The sequence below is a fragment of the Aliarcobacter trophiarum LMG 25534 genome, from assembly GCF_003355515.1.
Taxonomy (GTDB): Bacteria; Campylobacterota; Campylobacteria; order Campylobacterales; family Arcobacteraceae; genus Aliarcobacter; species Aliarcobacter trophiarum.
Window position 1 is genome coordinate 498,928 of record NZ_CP031367.1, and the last position, 17,405, is coordinate 516,332.

General features: G+C 33.6%; 9 protein-coding genes, 4 tRNA genes and 3 rRNA genes. 15 read left to right on the forward strand and 1 reads right to left on the reverse strand.

Annotation, left to right across the window (positions count from 1 at the left end):
* From argJ to ATR_RS02720, 14 genes are all read left to right on the forward strand, one after another.
* Positions 1 to 1,188, forward strand: coding sequence for a bifunctional glutamate N-acetyltransferase/amino-acid acetyltransferase ArgJ (gene argJ, locus ATR_RS02655; RefSeq protein ID WP_115427951.1), 1,188 nt, complete (start codon positions 1 to 3; stop codon positions 1,186 to 1,188).
* A 54-nt stretch (positions 1,189 to 1,242) separates the two neighbouring features.
* Positions 1,243 to 1,458 carry a YdcH family protein gene (locus ATR_RS02660; protein ID WP_115427952.1) on the forward strand — a complete coding sequence of 72 codons (216 nt, stop codon included), beginning with the start codon at positions 1,243 to 1,245 and terminating at the stop codon, positions 1,456 to 1,458.
* A gap of 146 nt (positions 1,459 to 1,604) precedes the next feature.
* On the forward strand, positions 1,605 to 4,181 hold the full coding sequence (gyrA, locus tag ATR_RS02665) for a DNA gyrase subunit A (RefSeq protein ID WP_115427953.1): 2,577 nt from the start codon (positions 1,605 to 1,607) through the stop codon (positions 4,179 to 4,181).
* 4 nt (positions 4,182 to 4,185) lie between these two features.
* Positions 4,186 to 5,223, forward strand: coding sequence for an aspartate-semialdehyde dehydrogenase (locus ATR_RS02670; RefSeq protein ID WP_115429397.1), 1,038 nt, complete (start codon positions 4,186 to 4,188; stop codon positions 5,221 to 5,223).
* Positions 5,224 to 5,736: a YqhA family protein gene (locus ATR_RS02675; protein WP_115427954.1), complete on the forward strand. Its 513-nt coding sequence runs from the start codon at positions 5,224 to 5,226 to the stop codon at positions 5,734 to 5,736.
* A 15-nt stretch (positions 5,737 to 5,751) separates the two neighbouring features.
* On the forward strand, positions 5,752 to 6,789 hold the full coding sequence (gene hemE / locus ATR_RS02680; protein ID WP_115427955.1) for a uroporphyrinogen decarboxylase: 1,038 nt from the start codon (positions 5,752 to 5,754) through the stop codon (positions 6,787 to 6,789).
* A gap of 111 nt (positions 6,790 to 6,900) precedes the next feature.
* Positions 6,901 to 6,975, forward strand: a tRNA-Asn gene (locus tag ATR_RS02685).
* Positions 6,976 to 6,999: 24 nt separating this feature from the next.
* A tRNA-Asn gene (locus ATR_RS02690) sits at positions 7,000 to 7,074 on the forward strand.
* A 244-nt stretch (positions 7,075 to 7,318) separates the two neighbouring features.
* Positions 7,319 to 8,836 (forward strand): 16S ribosomal RNA (locus tag ATR_RS02695).
* A gap of 125 nt (positions 8,837 to 8,961) precedes the next feature.
* Positions 8,962 to 9,038 (forward strand) — tRNA-Ile (locus tag ATR_RS02700).
* 9 nt (positions 9,039 to 9,047) lie between these two features.
* Positions 9,048 to 9,123 (forward strand) — tRNA-Ala (locus tag ATR_RS02705).
* A gap of 373 nt (positions 9,124 to 9,496) precedes the next feature.
* Positions 9,497 to 12,410: ribosomal RNA gene (locus ATR_RS02710) — 23S ribosomal RNA — on the forward strand.
* Positions 12,411 to 12,568: 158 nt separating this feature from the next.
* Positions 12,569 to 12,684 (forward strand): 5S ribosomal RNA (rrf, locus tag ATR_RS02715).
* Together the 16S, 23S and 5S rRNA genes with 4 tRNA genes alongside form the textbook arrangement of a ribosomal RNA operon.
* A gap of 210 nt (positions 12,685 to 12,894) precedes the next feature.
* Positions 12,895 to 13,218, forward strand: coding sequence for a ComEA family DNA-binding protein (locus ATR_RS02720; RefSeq protein WP_115427956.1), 324 nt, complete (start codon positions 12,895 to 12,897; stop codon positions 13,216 to 13,218).
* A gap of 54 nt (positions 13,219 to 13,272) precedes the next feature.
* On the opposite strand, the gene ATR_RS02725 is transcribed toward ATR_RS02720, so the two are convergent.
* Positions 13,273 to 14,892, reverse strand: a complete 1,620-nt coding sequence (locus ATR_RS02725; RefSeq protein WP_115427957.1) for an EAL domain-containing response regulator — start codon at positions 14,890 to 14,892, stop codon at positions 13,273 to 13,275.
* Between the two features lie 84 nt (positions 14,893 to 14,976).
* Here ATR_RS02725 and ATR_RS02730 point away from each other — a divergent pair, with 84 nt between their 5' ends.
* A complete protein-coding gene (locus tag ATR_RS02730; RefSeq protein ID WP_115427958.1) occupies positions 14,977 to 17,400 on the forward strand; it encodes a heavy metal translocating P-type ATPase in 2,424 nt (807 codons plus the stop codon).
* The last annotated feature ends 5 nt before the right edge of the window (positions 17,401 to 17,405 follow it).

The following is a 17,405-nucleotide window of genomic DNA, read 5'->3' on the forward strand; positions in this document are numbered from 1 at the left end:
ATGTTTACTATTTTACCAATACAAGGTTATATTGACCAAATAGATGGGTTTTTTTGTGATGGAATCCATGCTGGACTTAAACCAAATGGAAACAATGATTTGGGATTTATTTATACAAATGAACCTTGTAATGTTGCTGCAATTTTTACAGAAAATAGATTTCAAGCCGCTCCACTAAAACATTTTTTAAGTCATAAGGAAGAGTTTAAAACAAATTTTGTGTTAATAAACTCAAAAAATGCAAATGCACTAACAGGTAAAAAAGGAGTTGAAGATATAAATACTCTTTTTTCTAGCTTAGATTTTAAGGAAAAACTAGTAAATCCTCTAATGAGTAGTACAGGAGTTATTGGAAATAGATTACCACTTGAAAAACTAATTGCTGGGGCAAATAGTTTTGACTTAAGTGCAAAAAGTGGAGAAAATTTGTCAAAAGCTATTATGACAACAGATGCATACCCTAAAACTTCTCTTTATGAAGTAAAGCTAGAAGATGGAAAAAGTTTTAAAATAGGAGCAGTTGCAAAAGGTGCAGGGATGATAAATCCAAATTTAGCAACAATGCTCTGTTTTATTTGTACAGATGCTGCTGTACCATATAGTGATATGAAAGAGGCACTAAATATAAATAAAGAGACAACTTTTAATGCAATAAGTGTAGATGGTGATACCTCTACAAATGATACTGTTATGGTTTTGGCAAATGGAAAATCAAAAGCTTATGATAAAGATGCATTTATAGAGGCTTTAAGAGTTGTAATGCATGAGATGGCTATGTTAATGGTTGCAGATGGTGAGGGTGCAAAAAAAGTTGCTGCTTTTGAAGTTAGAAATGCAGCAACAAAAGAAGATGCTATAAAAGCAGCAAAAGCTCTATCAAATTCACTTTTAGTAAAAACAGCACTTTTTGGTGAAGATCCGAATTTTGGAAGAATTGCTTCAACTATAGGAGCTTCACAGATTGCTTGTGATGATGAGAAGTTAGTAATTTCATATAATGATATTGTAGTATTTGATAAAGGGGAAATCTGTTTTGATAAAGAGACAGAAGAAAAAGCTAGTAAAGTTTTAAAACAAAATAGCTATAAAATAATTTGTGATATTGGTTTAGGAAATTGTAGTTTTGTAGCTTATGGTTGCGATTTAGGTTATAAATATGTAGAGATAAATGCAGATTATAGAAGTTAATTTTAAGAACTTTTTTTATATAATCACTGATAAAATTTAAACCAAGGATAGAGAATGCTTCACGAACATAGAGATGCAATTGCTGAATTAAGACAAAAAGATACTCACTTTTTAAGAGTATTTGAAAAACATAATGAATTAGATCATGAGATTGTAAATTTAGAAAACTCTCATGCAGATCAGTTTTTAATTGATACAAAAAAGAAAGAGAAGTTAAAACTAAAAGATGAAATATACTCTATGATAGTAAAATATAAAGCTGAAAAGTAGTTTTAAAGACTTAATTAAAATTTAAAAAAAAGGAGGTAGAGTTTTCTCTATCTCCTTTTTTTTAAATAAAAAACTGTTCCTAAGCATAAATTAGATAAAATCAAAACAATTTTTTTAAGAAAATTTTATAACAAAGGCCTTATTTTATGGAAAACCTTTTTGAAAATCAAGATATTGTAGATATAAATATAGAAGATAGTGTAAAAACCTCATATTTAGACTATTCTATGAGTGTTATTATTGGGCGTGCATTGCCAGATGCTAAAGATGGATTAAAACCAGTACATAGAAGAATTTTGTATGCTATGCATGATTTAAATCTAACTTCAAAAGTTGCATACAAAAAGTCTGCAAGAATTGTGGGAGATGTTATAGGAAAGTACCATCCGCATGGAGATAGTTCTGTATATGATGCGCTAGTTCGTATGGCACAAAGCTTCTCTATGAGAGCACCGCTTGTTGATGGTCAAGGAAACTTTGGATCAGTTGATGGTGATAATGCAGCAGCTATGAGATATACAGAAGCTAGAATGACTAGAATTGCAGAAGAGGTTTTAAGAGATTTAGATAAAGATACTGTAAATTTTGTACCAAACTATGATGATACTATGAAAGAACCAGCAGTTCTTCCAACACGAGTTCCAACTCTTTTATTAAATGGAAGCGAAGGAATTGCAGTTGGAATGGCTACAAAGATACCTCCTCATAACTTAGCAGAACTATTAGATGCCACTTTACACCTAATAGAAAATCCAAGTGCAGATGCAAACGATTTAATGGAGTTTGTAAAAGGACCAGATTTTCCAACTGGTGGAACAATATTTGGTAGAAGAGGAATTATTGATGCTTATAATACAGGTCGTGGACGTGTAAAAATAAGAGCAAAACACCATATTGAAACTAGGGCAAAAAAAGAGATTATTGTAATTGATGAGCTACCATATCAAGTAAATAAAGCTAGACTTATTGAGCAAATTGCTGATTTGGCAAAAGAGAAACAGATTGAAGGAATTTCTGAAGTAAGAGATGAAAGTGATAGAGAGGGAATTAGAGTAGTTATTGAGCTTAAAAAAGATGCGATGGCTGAGATAGTTTTAAATAATCTTTATAAATCTACTCCAATGGAGACAACTTTTGGAATTATCCTTTTAGCAGTTCACAATAAAGAGCCGAAAGTATTTACTCTTCCAGAGATTTTAAATATATTTCTATCTCATAGAAAAACTGTAATTATTAGAAGAACTATATTTGATTTAGAAAAAGCAAAAGCTAGAGCTCATATTTTAGAGGGTCTAAAAATTGCAGTTGATAATATTGATGAAGTTGTAAAAATAATAAGATCAAGCTCAAATGATGCAGATGCAAAAGAGAAATTAGAAGTTAGATTTGATTTAAGCCATATCCAATCTCAAGCTATTTTAGATATGAGATTAGGAAGATTAACAGGGCTTCAAAGAGATAAGCTTGAAGCTGAATATCAAGAACTTATGCTTTTAATAGCTGAACTCGAATCTATTTTAAGAAGCGAAGAGAAGTTAAATGAGATTATAAAAGAGGAACTAGTTGAAATCAAAGAAAAGTTCTCAAATGATAGAAGAACTGAGATTGAAGATAGTTATGATGAGATTGATATTGAGGATTTAATTCCAAATGAGCCAATGGTTGTAACAATTACTCATAATGGCTATGTAAAAAGAGTTCCAATAAAAGCTTATGAAAAACAAAAAAGAGGTGGTAAAGGGAAGGTTGCAGTTACAACTCACGATGATGATTTTATTGAGAGATTTTTTGTAAGTAATACTCATGATACTCTTATGTTTGTTACAAATATGGGACAACTTTACTGGTTAAAAGTTTATAGAATTCCTGAAGGAAGTAGAATTGCAAAAGGAAAAGCTGTTGTAAACTTGATTAATTTAAGAGCTGATGAAAAAATTATGGCAATAATTCCAACAAGTGACTTTGATGAAGCAAAATCTTTGGCATTCTTCACTAAAAATGGTATTGTAAAAAGAACTAGTTTATCAGAATTTAGTAATATTAGAAGCAATGGTGTAAGAGCTATCGTATTAGATGATGATGATGAAATAGTAACTGCAAAAATAGCAAACGCTGATACAAAATATCTAATGGTATTTACAAGTTTTGGTCAATGTATTAGATTTGAAGTTGAAAAGGCAAGAGAACAAGGAAGAAGTACAAGAGGGGTAAGAGCTATTAAGTTTAAAATTGATAGTGATATAGTTGTAGATGCAGAGATAATTGATAGTGAAGATCAAGAGATTTTAACAGTTTCTGAAAATGGAATTGGAAAACGAACAACTGTTGAAGAGTATAGACTTACAAATAGAGCTGGTTCAGGTGTTATTGCTATGAAGTTATCAGGAAAAACAGGAAATGTAATAGGTGAAGTTTTAGTAGATGATACACAAGATTTAATGCTTTTAACTTCTATTGGAAAGATGATTAGAGTTGATATGCAGACAATTAGAAAAGCTGGAAGAAATACAAGTGGAGTAATAATTGTAAATGTTGATAAAAATGATAAAGTAGTCTCTATTGCTAAATGTCCAAAAGAGGATGAAGAGATAGAATTAGATGAGTTTGGGAATGTTATTAGGTACAATGAAGATGGTGAAGTAGTTGAACAAAGTAGTAGTGAAGAGAATAATCTTTTAGATATGAATTTTGATAGTAATTTAGGAAAAGAAGAGGATGAGTAAGAGTATGAGAAAATTTAATGTTGCAGTTGTTGGAGCAACTGGTGCTGTTGGAGAAGAGCTTTTTAGGGTTATGGAAGATTTGGATTTTCCTGTAAATAAATTAGTACCACTAGCTAGTGCTAGAAGTGCTGGAAGTATGATAGAGTTTAAAAATAGAGAGGTTAAAGTATTAGAGCTAACTTCAACAGTTTTTGAAGAGCAAGAGATAGAAATTGCATTTTTTTGTGCTGGTGGAAATATTTCAGATGAGTTTGCAAAATATGCAGTTGAAGCAGGAACTGTTGTAATTGATAATACAAGCCACTTTAGAATGGATCCAAAAGTTCCACTTGTGGTTCCTGAAGTAAATCCAGAGGATATTAGACTTTGGAGAGAGAGTGGAATTATTGCAAATCCAAATTGTTCAACGATTCAAATGGTTCAAAGTTTAAAACCTCTTGATGAGCTATATGGAATAAAAAGAGTTGATGTATCAACTTATCAAGCTGTTTCAGGAGCAGGAAAAGCTGGAATGGAAGAACTAGTTCAACAAATGCAAGATTTCTTTGCTTTTAAACTTGATGAGAGTGTGATAGAAGCATTTGCTCATCAAATAGCTCTAAATGTAATACCACAAATTGATGTTGCTATGGAAAATGGATTTACAAAAGAAGAGATGAAAATGGTAAATGAGACTCAAAAAATTATGCATAAAAACTTTGAAGTTGCAGCAACATGTGTAAGGGTACCAGTTTTAAGATCTCATAGTGAAAGCTTAACAGTTACATTTAATGATGGAGTTAATGTTGATGTTGATGAGGTTAGAAATGCTTTGGCTAATTTTGAAAATGTAAAAGTAATTGATGATTTGGAAAATAAAAAATATCCAATGCCAATAATCTCTACAGATACAGACTATACTTATGTGGGAAGAATTAGAAAAGATGTTTATTCTTCAAATATAGTTCACTATTTTAATGTTGCAGATCAAGTAAGAGTAGGAGCTGCTACAAATGCAGTTAGAATAGGTTTGAAATGGATTGAATTAGAAAGCGATATGTAAATGTTTGAAAAAATCATAGAACATGCTCTTTGGAAAAGTAGATTTATAGTACTACTTGCTGTTATTTTCGGCTTTATGGGTGCTGTGATTTTATTTATTGTTGCAAGTATTGATGTTATTAATGTAGCAAAAATGGTACTTGTAATATTTTTAGAAGGTGCTCATCCAGAGCATTTTCATGAAGATGTAGTTGCTGGAATTATTGGTGCGGTTGATTTATATTTGATAGCTGTTGTTCTACTAATCTTCTCTTTTGGTATATATGAACTATTTATTTCAAAAATTGATGCTGCTTGTACTCCTGAAGATTGTAGTTCTATTCTAAATATAAGCTCACTTGATCAGTTAAAAGATAAAATAGCAAAAGTTATTATTATGGTTTTAGTTGTAAACTATTTTCAAAGAGTATTACATACAAAGTATGAAACACCACTTGAGCTACTATATTTTGCATTGGCAATTGTAGCATTGGCAATTGGACTTTACTTTACAGGTAAAGTTGGAAAAAAATAGAAAAGGAGTAATTTTATGTCAAAAATTTTTGTAGAGGCTTGTTTTAGAAGACCCACACCATATACACCAGTTTGGATGATGAGACAAGCAGGAAGATATTTGAAAGAGTATATGGAAGTAAGAACAAAGGCTGGAAATTTCTTAAACCTTTGCCATAACCCAAAACTAGCAGCTGAGGTTACTATTCAACCTCTTGATATTGTGGGAGTGGATGCTGCAATTTTATTTAGTGATATTCTAGTTATTCCAAATGAGATGGGAATGAAATTAGATTTTCTTCAAGGAGAAGGTCCAGTATTTAAAGAACCTATAAAAAATGAATCTGATTTAGAAAAGTTAATTGGAGGAGATGAGGCTGCTTCAAAACTTACTTATGTTTATGAAACAATTAAGCTTTTAAAAGAACAGTTACCAAAAGATAAAGCACTTATTGGATTTACAGGTGCACCTTGGACTTTAGCTACATATATGATTGAAGGTCAAGGAACAAAAACATACAATATCTGTAAAAAAATAATGTATTCAAACCCAGAATTTCTACATAAGATTTTAAGAAAATTAACAGATGTTATAAAACTATATTTAGAAAAGCAAATACTTGCAGGTGCTGATGTTGTTCAAATCTTTGATTCATGGGCTGCTGCAATTGAACCTGGAAGATATGATGAATTCTCATGGAAATATATGGTAGAAATTGCAGAGTATATAAAAGAAAAATATCCACATATCCCAGTTATTATGTTTCCAAAAGGAGTTGCTGCTTTTATAGAAAGAGGACTTGTTTATGGAAACTTTGATGTATTTGGTGTAGATTGGGGAACTCCAATGGCATTAGCTAAAGAGAAACTAGGAAGTAAATATGTACTTCAAGGAAATATGGAACCATGTAGATTATATTCAAAAGAAGAGACAACAAAATGTGTTGAAGCAATTCAGAATGTAATGTGTGGAGAAGGTCATATATTTAATTTAGGCCATGGTATATTACCAGATGTTCCAGTTGAAAATGCAATTCACTTTGTAAAAGAGTGTCAAAGAGTTAGTAAGAAGTAGCAAAGAGCCAAAATTACTGTTTTTAGTCAAATTTTTAAATTTTGGCTAAAAACTCTTGACAATAAATTTTATTTTTACTATAATTCCACCCCATTAACGATGAAGAAAAATTCCGGCATAGCTCAGCGGTAGAGTAGATGACTGTTAATCATTTGGTCCCTGGTTCGATCCCAGGTGCCGGAGCCATTTTTTTGTTTAATGATTTTAATTTCCGGCATAGCTCAGCGGTAGAGTAGATGACTGTTAATCATTTGGTCCCTGGTTCGATCCCAGGTGCCGGAGCCATTTTATAATTTTGTTAAAAATTAGAGTTCTTTAAAAGAGATATTGAGAGTTTAATGAAGTAATCTTTGTAAACTAAATATCATGATTGTTAAAAGTAAAAAGAAAATGAACAAGAGATAAATATTGAAGAGTATTTATTAACTTGTCTATAAATTTGAGTGATAATTTTGTAATTAAGTAATTAAAAACAAAAAAGTCAGATTCAACTACTACATAAAGATTAAATTTAGATTTAATCAAAAAATTTATGGAGAGTTTGATCCTGGCTCAGAGTGAACGCTGGCGGCGTGCTTAACACATGCAAGTCGAACGAGAACGGGTTATAGCTTGCTATAATTGTCAGCTAAGTGGCGCACGGGTGAGTAATGTATAGGTAATATGCCTCTTACTAAGGGATAACAAATGGAAACGTTTGCTAATACCTTATATTCCTTTTATACAGAAGTATAAAAGGGAAAGATTTATTGGTAAGAGATTAGCCTGTATTGTATCAGTTAGTTGGTGGGGTAATGGCTTACCAAGACAATGACACATAACTGGTTTGAGAGGATGATCAGTCACACTGGAACTGAGACACGGTCCAGACTCCTACGGGAGGCAGCAGTGGGGAATATTGCACAATGGACGGAAGTCTGATGCAGCAACGCCGCGTGGAGGATGACACATTTCGGTGCGTAAACTCCTTTTATATGAGAAGATAATGACGGTATTATATGAATAAGCACCGGCTAACTCCGTGCCAGCAGCCGCGGTAATACGGGGGGTGCAAGCGTTACTCGGAATCACTGGGCGTAAAGAGCATGTAGGCGGATTGATAAGTTTGAAGTGAAATCCTATAGCTTAACTATAGAACTGCTTTGAAAACTGTTAATCTAGAATGTGGGAGAGGTAGATGGAATTTCTGGTGTAGGGGTAAAATCCGTAGAGATCAGAAGGAATACCGATTGCGAAGGCGATCTACTGGAACACTATTGACGCTGAGATGCGAAAGCGTGGGGAGCAAACAGGATTAGATACCCTGGTAGTCCACGCCCTAAACGATGTACACTAGTTGTTGTGAGACTTGATCTTGCAGTAATGCAGTTAACACATTAAGTGTACCGCCTGGGGAGTACGGTCGCAAGATTAAAACTCAAAGGAATAGACGGGGACCCGCACAAGCGGTGGAGCATGTGGTTTAATTCGACGATACACGAAGAACCTTACCTGGACTTGACATAGTAAGAACTTTCAAGAGATTGATTGGTGTCTGCTTGCAGAAGCTTATATACAGGTGCTGCACGGCTGTCGTCAGCTCGTGTCGTGAGATGTTGGGTTAAGTCCCGCAACGAGCGCAACCCTCGTGTTTAGTTGCTAACAGTTCGGCTGAGAACTCTAAACAGACTGCCTACGCAAGTAGGAGGAAGGTGAGGACGACGTCAAGTCATCATGGCCCTTACGTCCAGGGCTACACACGTGCTACAATGGGGTATACAAAGAGCTGCAATACGGTGACGTGGAGCAAATCTTATAAAATATCTCCCAGTTCGGATTGTAGTCTGCAACTCGACTACATGAAGTTGGAATCGCTAGTAATCGTAGATCAGCTATGCTACGGTGAATACGTTCCCGGGTCTTGTACTCACCGCCCGTCACACCATGGGAGTCGAACTCATTCGAAGCGGGGATGCTAAAGTAGCTACCTTCCACAGTGGATTTGGCGACTGGGGTGAAGTCGTAACAAGGTAACCGTAGGAGAACCTGCGGTTGGATCACCTCCTTTCAAAGAAAAAATATTAAGATTTGGTTCTTAATATAAAAAATGAATAAAGAAACTTACTTTTAACAACATATATTTAGTTTGTAAAGATTATTTGAAGAACAACAGATAATTTATAGGTAAATATGGGGCCTATAGCTCAGCTGGCTAGAGCGCTCGACTGATAATCGTGAGGTCTCAGGTTCAAGTCCTGATAGGCCCACCAGATTATTATGGGGAATTAGCTCAGCTGGGAGAGCGCCTGCTTTGCACGCAGGAGGTCAGCGGTTCGATCCCGCTATTCTCCACCATATAGAGATAAAGAAAGAGAAGTTAGATATAAGCTTTTATAAATAAGAGTTTATATCTGGTTTTAATCAGAAAGCGTTACCTTGAGATAACTTTAGTTATTTGAAGTAGCAAGATATTTAAAAATATAATGTTAAAGTCTTTAAAATTTTTTCGTAAAGTTAAATAGAAGTATTTAATTTTAAATAAAAAAATTTCATATCTAAGATTTAATGTAATAATTAAATTTAACTATAGATAACACAACTAAATTATTAGACTTTATGTTTAATAAGATAGTAGCCAAAGAATATTATCAAATTTATAAATATAAGGAATTATATTTATAGGCAAGAAAAACTAATCTAAATAAAGTTGTAAGATTTTATTAGATTTTAATAAGCTATTAAGGGCTAATGGTGGATGCCTTGACTGTAAGAGGCGAAGAAGGACGTATTAGGCTGCGATAAGCCACGGGGAGCTGCCAAAGAGCTTTGATCCGTGGGTTTCCGAATGGGGCAACCCAATATATAGAGATATATATTACTCTACGGAGAGCGAACTTGGGGAAGTGAAACATCTCAGTACCCAAAGGAAGAGAAATCAAATGAGATTCCCATAGTAGCGGCGAGCGAACTGGGATTAGGACAAACCCTATACTTGTATAGGGGGTTGTAGGACCATAATATAAGATTAAAGAGGATAGATGAACTAGTTGGAAAGCTAGAGCGTAGAAGGTGAAACTCCTGTAATTAAAATTCTCAATAACTTTAATGGTATCCTGAGTAGGTCGGAACACGTGATATTTTGACTGAAGCTGGGGGGACCACCCTCCAATCCTAAATACTACTTACAGATCGATAGTGAACAAGTACCGTGAGGGAAAGGTGAAAAGTACTGCAGCGAGCAGAGTGAAATAGAACCTGAAACCATTAGCTTACAATCATTCAGAGCCCTATGATTTATCAGGGTGATGGACTGCCTTTTGCATAATGAGCCTGCGAGTTGTGGTGTCTGGCAAGGTTAAGCCAAGTGCGAAGCCGTAGCGAAAGCGAGTCTTAATAGGGCGACATAGTCAGATGCTGCAGACCCGAAACGAAGTGATCTATCCATGAGCAGGTTGAAGCTGGTGTAAGAGCCAGTGGAGGACCGAACCCATTGACGTTGAAAAGTCTCGGGATGACTTGTGGATAGGGGTGAAAGGCCAATCAAACTTCGTGATAGCTGGTTCTCTCCGAAATATATTTAGGTATAGCCTTGTGTTGTAGCATATAGGGGTAGAGCACTGAATGGGCTAGGGCTGCTTACCGCGGTACCAAACCCTATCAAACTATGAATACTATATGTGGAATCACAGGAGTCAGGCGGTGGGTGATAAAATCCGTCGTCGAGAGGGGAACAACCCAGACTAACAGCTAAGGTCCCTAAGTTACATCTAAGTGGAAAACGATGTGGAGTTACTGTGACAACCAGGAGGTTGGCTTAGAAGCAGCCATCCTTTAAAGAAAGCGTAACAGCTCACTGGTCTAGTGATTCTGCGCGGAAAATATAACGGGGCTAAGATGTACACCGAAGCTTTAGATTCAATTTTTAATTGAGTGGTAGGAGAGCGTTCTATTCAGCGTTGAAGGTATACCGGTAAGGAGTGCTGGAGCGGATAGAAGTGAGCATGCAGGCATGAGTAGCGATAATTAAGGTGAGAATCCTTAACGCCGAAAACCCAAGGTTTCCTACGCGATGCTCGTCATCGTAGGGTTAGTCGGGTCCTAAGTCGAGACTGAAAAGTGTAGACGATGGCAAATTGGTTAATATTCCAATACCAACATATAAGCGCGATGTGGGGACGCATAGAGTTAATCGAGCTCACTGATGGAATAGTGGGTCGAAGGATGTAGGTTGTTAAGTAGGCAAATCCGCTTAACAATAGACCGAGATCTTACAGGCTCTTGACACTCTTCGGAGGAGATGGAGAATCGATGATACTGTCGTGCCAAGAAAAGCCACTAAGTATATTATATGTTGCCCGTACCGTAAACCGACACAGGTGGGTGGGATGAGTATTCTAAGGCGCGTGGAAGAACCCTCTTTAAGGAACTCTGCAAAATAGCACCGTATCTTCGGTATAAGGTGTGCCTACCATGGTATAGAAACTTGCTTTCAAAAGCCAAGGAGGTTGCAACAAAGAGTCCCTCCCGACTGTTTACCAAAAACACAGCACTTTGCTAACACGTAAGTGGATGTATAAGGTGTGACGCCTGCCCGGTGCTCGAAGGTTAACTGATGATGTCAGCGCAAGCGAAGCATTTGATTGAAGCCCGAGTAAACGGCGGCCGTAACTATAACGGTCCTAAGGTAGCGAAATTCCTTGTCAGTTAAATACTGACCTGCATGAATGGCGTAACGAGATGGGAGCTGTCTCAAAGAGGGATCCAGTGAAATTGTAGTGGAGGTGAAAATTCCTCCTACCCGCGGAAAGACGGAAAGACCCCGTGCACCTTTACTACAGCTTGACACTGTAGCTTGGATATTCATGTGCAGGATAGGTGGGAGGCTATGATGACTAGACGCAAGTAGAGTCGGAGCCATCCTTGAGATACCACCCTTGAATATTTGAGTTACTAACTGCGATGAGTTATCCTCATTCAGGACAATGTCTGGTGGGTAGTTTGACTGGGGCGGTCGCCTCCTAAATAGTAACGGAGGCTTACAAAGGTTAGTTCAAAGCGGTTGGAAATCGCTTGTTGAGTATAATGGCATAAACTAGCTTGACTGTGAGACCAACAAGTCGAACAGAGACGAAAGTCGGTCATAGTGATCCGGTGGTTCTGCGTGGAAGGGCCATCGCTCAAAGGATAAAAGGTACGCCGGGGATAACAGGCTGATCTCCCCCAAGAGCTCACATCGACGGGGAGGTTTGGCACCTCGATGTCGGCTCATCGCATCCTGGGGCTGTAGTCGGTCCCAAGGGTATGGCTGTTCGCCATTTAAAGCGGTACGCGAGCTGGGTTCAGAACGTCGTGAGACAGTTCGGTCCCTATCTTCCGTGGGCGTAGGAAAGTTGAAGAGATTTGTCCCTAGTACGAGAGGACCGGGATGAACCAACCACTGGTGTACCAATTGTTCTGCCAAGAGCATCGTTGGGTAGCCACGTTGGGATGTGATAAGAGCTGAAAGCATCTAAGCTCGAAGCCAACTCTAAGATGAACTTTCCCTGAAGTTCCCAGCAAGACTAGCTGGTTGATAGGCTGGATGTGTAATGGGTGTAAGCCCTTTAGCTGACCAGTACTAATAGAACGTTTGGCTTATTTTTAACAATTTTTCTTTGGTTTACTATCTTATTAAGCATATTTATTATGTTTAATATGTGTTGAATATATATAGATATACAAAAAAGACTTTAGCATTAAATTTCTCAATCTCGCAATTTGAGTGTTAAGAGTTTATCTCAAGCTTTTAGCACTCAAATTTGCTGGTGGTTAAAGAGAAGTGGAAATACCCAGCCCCATTCCGAACCTGGTAGTCAAGCACTTCATCGCCGATAATACTGCAGGGTCCCCCTGTGGAAACGTAGGTCGCCGCCAGCTTATTGAGTTTTTAACTTTTACAATAAGCTTACCTTCTTTTACTCTTTCTTAGTAATTCAAGGTAAGCTTTTTTATTCCCTACAATCCTCTCCTTTTAGAATATATTAAAAATTATCTATTTTAATTTAATGACTTTTTAATTATTATTTAGTATGTATTTTTATTTTTTTTTATGTTATAATTTTTTCTATTTAAAAAAAAGGAGAAAATATGAAAAAGATTGTTGCTATTTTAGCTATATTTAGTGCTTTATTTTTAGGAGCTATTGATCTTCAGACTGCTACAAAATCTGAGTTAATGGAAATCAAGGGAGTAGGTGAGAAAAAAGCTGATGCTATTATTGAGTATAGAAAATCAAATGCTATTAAATCTGCTGAAGATTTAAAAAATATTAAAGGATTTGGTGATTCTATTATAGAAAATGTGAAAAATGATGTAAAAGTGAAAACTAATACAACTAAGAAAGAGAAAAAAGAAGATTTAAAAGAGTCAAAAAAAGAGAAAAAATCTAAACAAGAATCTAATAATAAGTAGAATATGAAGAAAGAGAGTAAATATCTCTTTCTTCTATAGTTTTAATAAAGATTTTTAAAGGATATCTTCATATTTTAAAGGTTTATTAAAAAAATACCCTTGAGAATAGTCTATATTTAACTCTTTTACTTTAATATAAATTTCTTCGTTTGCAACAAATTCGGCAACAGTTTTTATATTAAACTCTTTTGCAATATTTGATATTGTTTTTACTATTATTTCTAAATCTTTTGATTGGTGAATATTTTTAATTAAAGAACCATCTATCTTGATGAAGTCAATATTTAATCTTGATAAAAGGTGGAAGTTTGAATACCCAGAACCAAAATCGTCAATTCCTACTTTACAACCATATCTAGATACACTATCTATAAAGTTATCAACTAAATCAAAATCTGATATTTCTTCACTTTCTAGTATTTCAAATTCAATGTTTGAAGCAAAATCTATATTTTCTTCTAAAAAATTATAAATATATTTTGTAGTCTTTTCATTTAAAATATCGTCATAAGAGATATTTATAGATACTCTTTTATTTTTATTTTTTATAAGTGTTAGGCTATCTTTCAATATTACTTTAATAATATTAGCATATAATTTCGTCTTTTTTGCAATATGTAAAAAGCTATATGGACTATATTCTGTCCCATCTATATCTACATATCTAATTAAAGCTTCATATTTTACTATCTCTTTTAATTGTGTATCGACTATTGGTTGGAAGTATGCCCTTAGTAAATTGTCTTTAAATCCTTGTTTTAGTTGTTTTATCCATTTTATATTTTCTTCAAAAGAGATGTGAATATTATAGGAATCATCATAAATCATAATCTTTTGAAAAGTTTTTCTAGCATAGGAGATTATTCGTTTTGTATATTTATAAGCTTGTGAACCATCTCCTTCAGCTATTCCTATTGTAAGATTAATATCTATTTCATTATCATCTATCAAAAAAGGTTCATTCTCAACTTTTTCTAAAAAATCTTTACAAATATTTAAAAACACTTTTGTCTCTATCTTATCTTTGGGAATGATAGCAAATTTATCTGATTCTATTCTATATAGTGAATATTTATCTACATTAAAATAGTTCCTCATTTTTAATGCGAACTCTTTTAGTATTTTATCTCCAATAATCTCACCAAAAAGGTCATTTGTAGCAATAAATTCATCAATATCAAGTAAAGCCATAAGTTCACTATCTGAAATTCTTAAATCTTTTTTTAGTTTATTCCTATTTGAAAGGTTTGTTAAACTATCCAAATATAAATCTTTTAACTCATGATAATTTAATGATTGTGACATGGCTTGAAGTAATTTTGAAACATCAACAGGCTTTAAAACATATTTATCAACTCCAATATCAATAGCTTCTAGAAGGTACTCTTTATTTGAAAAAGCTGTTGTTACTATAATAGGTACATTTTTATTTATCTCTTTAATTTTTTTTATCATCTCTAAACCATTTAAAATAGGCATATTTATATCAGAGATAATTAAATCAATATCACTATCATATTTTAAGAAGAGTTCATATCCTTCTTGACCATTTGTTGCAACATATTGATTTTTTGTAAATGATTGTAAAATAGAAGAGGTAACTTCTCTTAAATCTTTTTCATCTTCAACATATAGAACTGTAATATTTTTAAGATTTGATATATCGTTATTCATTAAAACACTCTTTGAAATTTAATAAGATATAATACACAAAAATCTTAATATAAAGTTTAATTTTGTGACAAAAGAGGATAGTTTTTGGTAAAAATAGAGTGTAATCATTGTCATTTATCATTTGAGGAAAAGATGATGATAAAAGATAATGAGTTGAATTTTTGTTGTACAGGTTGTCAGAGTGTTTATTATATTTTAAAAAGTGAGAATTTGGAATCTTTTTATACTAAATTGGGAAATAAAACTATAAAAGCCCCTTTACAAGTCTCAAATAATGATTTAGAAAAATTTGATTCTCTTAATTTTTTAAATAGCTATGCAACAATGACAAAGGAAGGTTTTATACAAGTTGATTTAATACTTGAAGGAATCCATTGTGCAGCATGTATTTGGCTAAATGAAAAGATTTTGTATGACACTAAAGGTGTTGTTGAAGCAAATATAAATTTTACAACAAATAAAGCAAGAGTAGTTTTTAATAGTGAGATTATAAAGCTTTCAGAGATTATAAAAAAGATTAGAAGTATTGGATATAACGCTTATGCTTATGATTCAAGTGTAGCTGATAAACAAGCTAGTAAAACCAAGCAGGATTATTTTGTAAGAATGATGGTTGCTGTTGTTTGTACAATGAATATTATGATGTTAAGTGTTGCAAAATATACAGGTTTCTTTACAGGAATGAGTAGTCAAGTAAAAGAGATGATACACTTAGCAGAGTTTATTCTTACAACTCCAGTTTTATTTTATAGTGGGTTTGTTTTTTATAAAGGTGCTTATTTTGGTTTAAAAAATCGTATGGTAAATATGGACTTACTTGTAAGTACAGGAGCATCTTTGACCTATATTTACTCTCTTACTGTTTTATTTGGTGCAAAAGGAGAGAGCTATTTTGACTCTGTTGCTATGATTATAACCTTTGTATTAGTTGGAAAATATCTTGAAGTAATAGGTAAAAAATCAGCAGTTGATACACTAGATAAAATAAAATCAACTCTTCCATTAGAAGCAGTTGTTCTAAAAGATGGAAAAAAATTTATAAAAGCTTTAAATTTAATTGAAATAGGGGATATTATTGAGCTTAAAATTGGAGAAAAAGTTCCAGTTGATGGGAGAATTATAAGTGGAAATGCATCTTTTGATTTATCAAGTATAACAGGAGAGTCTATTCCTGTCTACAAAAAATCAGGAGAAGAGATATATAGTGGAACAGTTATTTTAGATTCGACTATACTTTTTGAAGTTACAAGAGATTTTAAAAATTCAACTTTCTCCTCTATTGTAACTTTGCTTGAAGACTCTTTAAACTCAAAACCAAAAATCCAAACTTTGGCAAATAAGCTTTCAAGAGGTTTTAGTTTAATAATTTTAAGTATTGCCTTTTTAACATTTTTAGTTTGGTACTATTTTGGGCTAGATTTAGGTTTTTATTTTGAAAATACAAATCAATTTGAAAGGTCTTTTATAACGGCTGTTTCTGTAGTAGTTATAGCATGTCCTTGTGCTTTAGCCCTTGCTACACCGATGGCTAGTTTGGTAGGAATTAGTGAATTAGCAAAAAAATCTCTCCTGTTTAAAGAGGCAAAATATATAGAAACTATTGCAAATGCTTCAACTGTTGTTTTTGACAAAACAGGAACTTTGACAAAAGGAGAGTTAGAAGTTAGTTTTGTAGAATTTTTTAATAAAGATGAAGAAAATATAAATCTTCTTTATTCATTACTTGATAGTTCAAATCACCCTGTAAGTATTGCTATTAAGAAGTATATAGAGAATAATTTTAAAGTTTTACACTTAAGTTTAGAAGATATAAAAAATATTGAAGCAAAAGGTTTGAGTGCAAGATATAAAAACTTTGAGCTTTTGGGTGGAAGTAGTGAACTTTTAAAAGAGTTTGGAGTAGATTTTGAATATAGTTCAAAATCTACTCAATATATTTTTAGTATAGATAAAAATATTATTGCGAATTTTGAGCTAAAAGATGAGTTAAAAGATGATGCAAAAGAGCTTATTGAGTATTTAAAAGGGCAAAAAATTGAAACTATTATGCTAACAGGAGATAATAGTTTTGTAGCTTCTTCTATTGCAGAAAAATTGGAAATCACAAATTTTAAAGCAAATTTAACTCCAAAAGATAAAGCAAATTTCATAAAAGAGCTTAAAAATAGTGGTAAAATAGTCATTATGGTTGGAGATGGAGTAAATGATAGCGTTGCATTAGCTTCAAGTGATGTTGCAATTGCTATGGGAAATTCTGCTGATGTTTCTATGATGGTTTCAGATGTAGTTTTGCTTAGTTCAAAACTAAAATCATTAAAAGATGCTTTTATAATCTCCAAAAAAACATATAAGCATATAAAGCAAAATTTAGCTTTTTCTTTAATTTATAATACAATTACAATTCCAATTGCAGCAGCTGGATATATAATTCCACTTTTTGCAGCACTATCTATGAGTTTAAGCTCTTTAGTAGTTGTTTTAAATTCACTTAGAATAAAAATGAAATAAAGGAA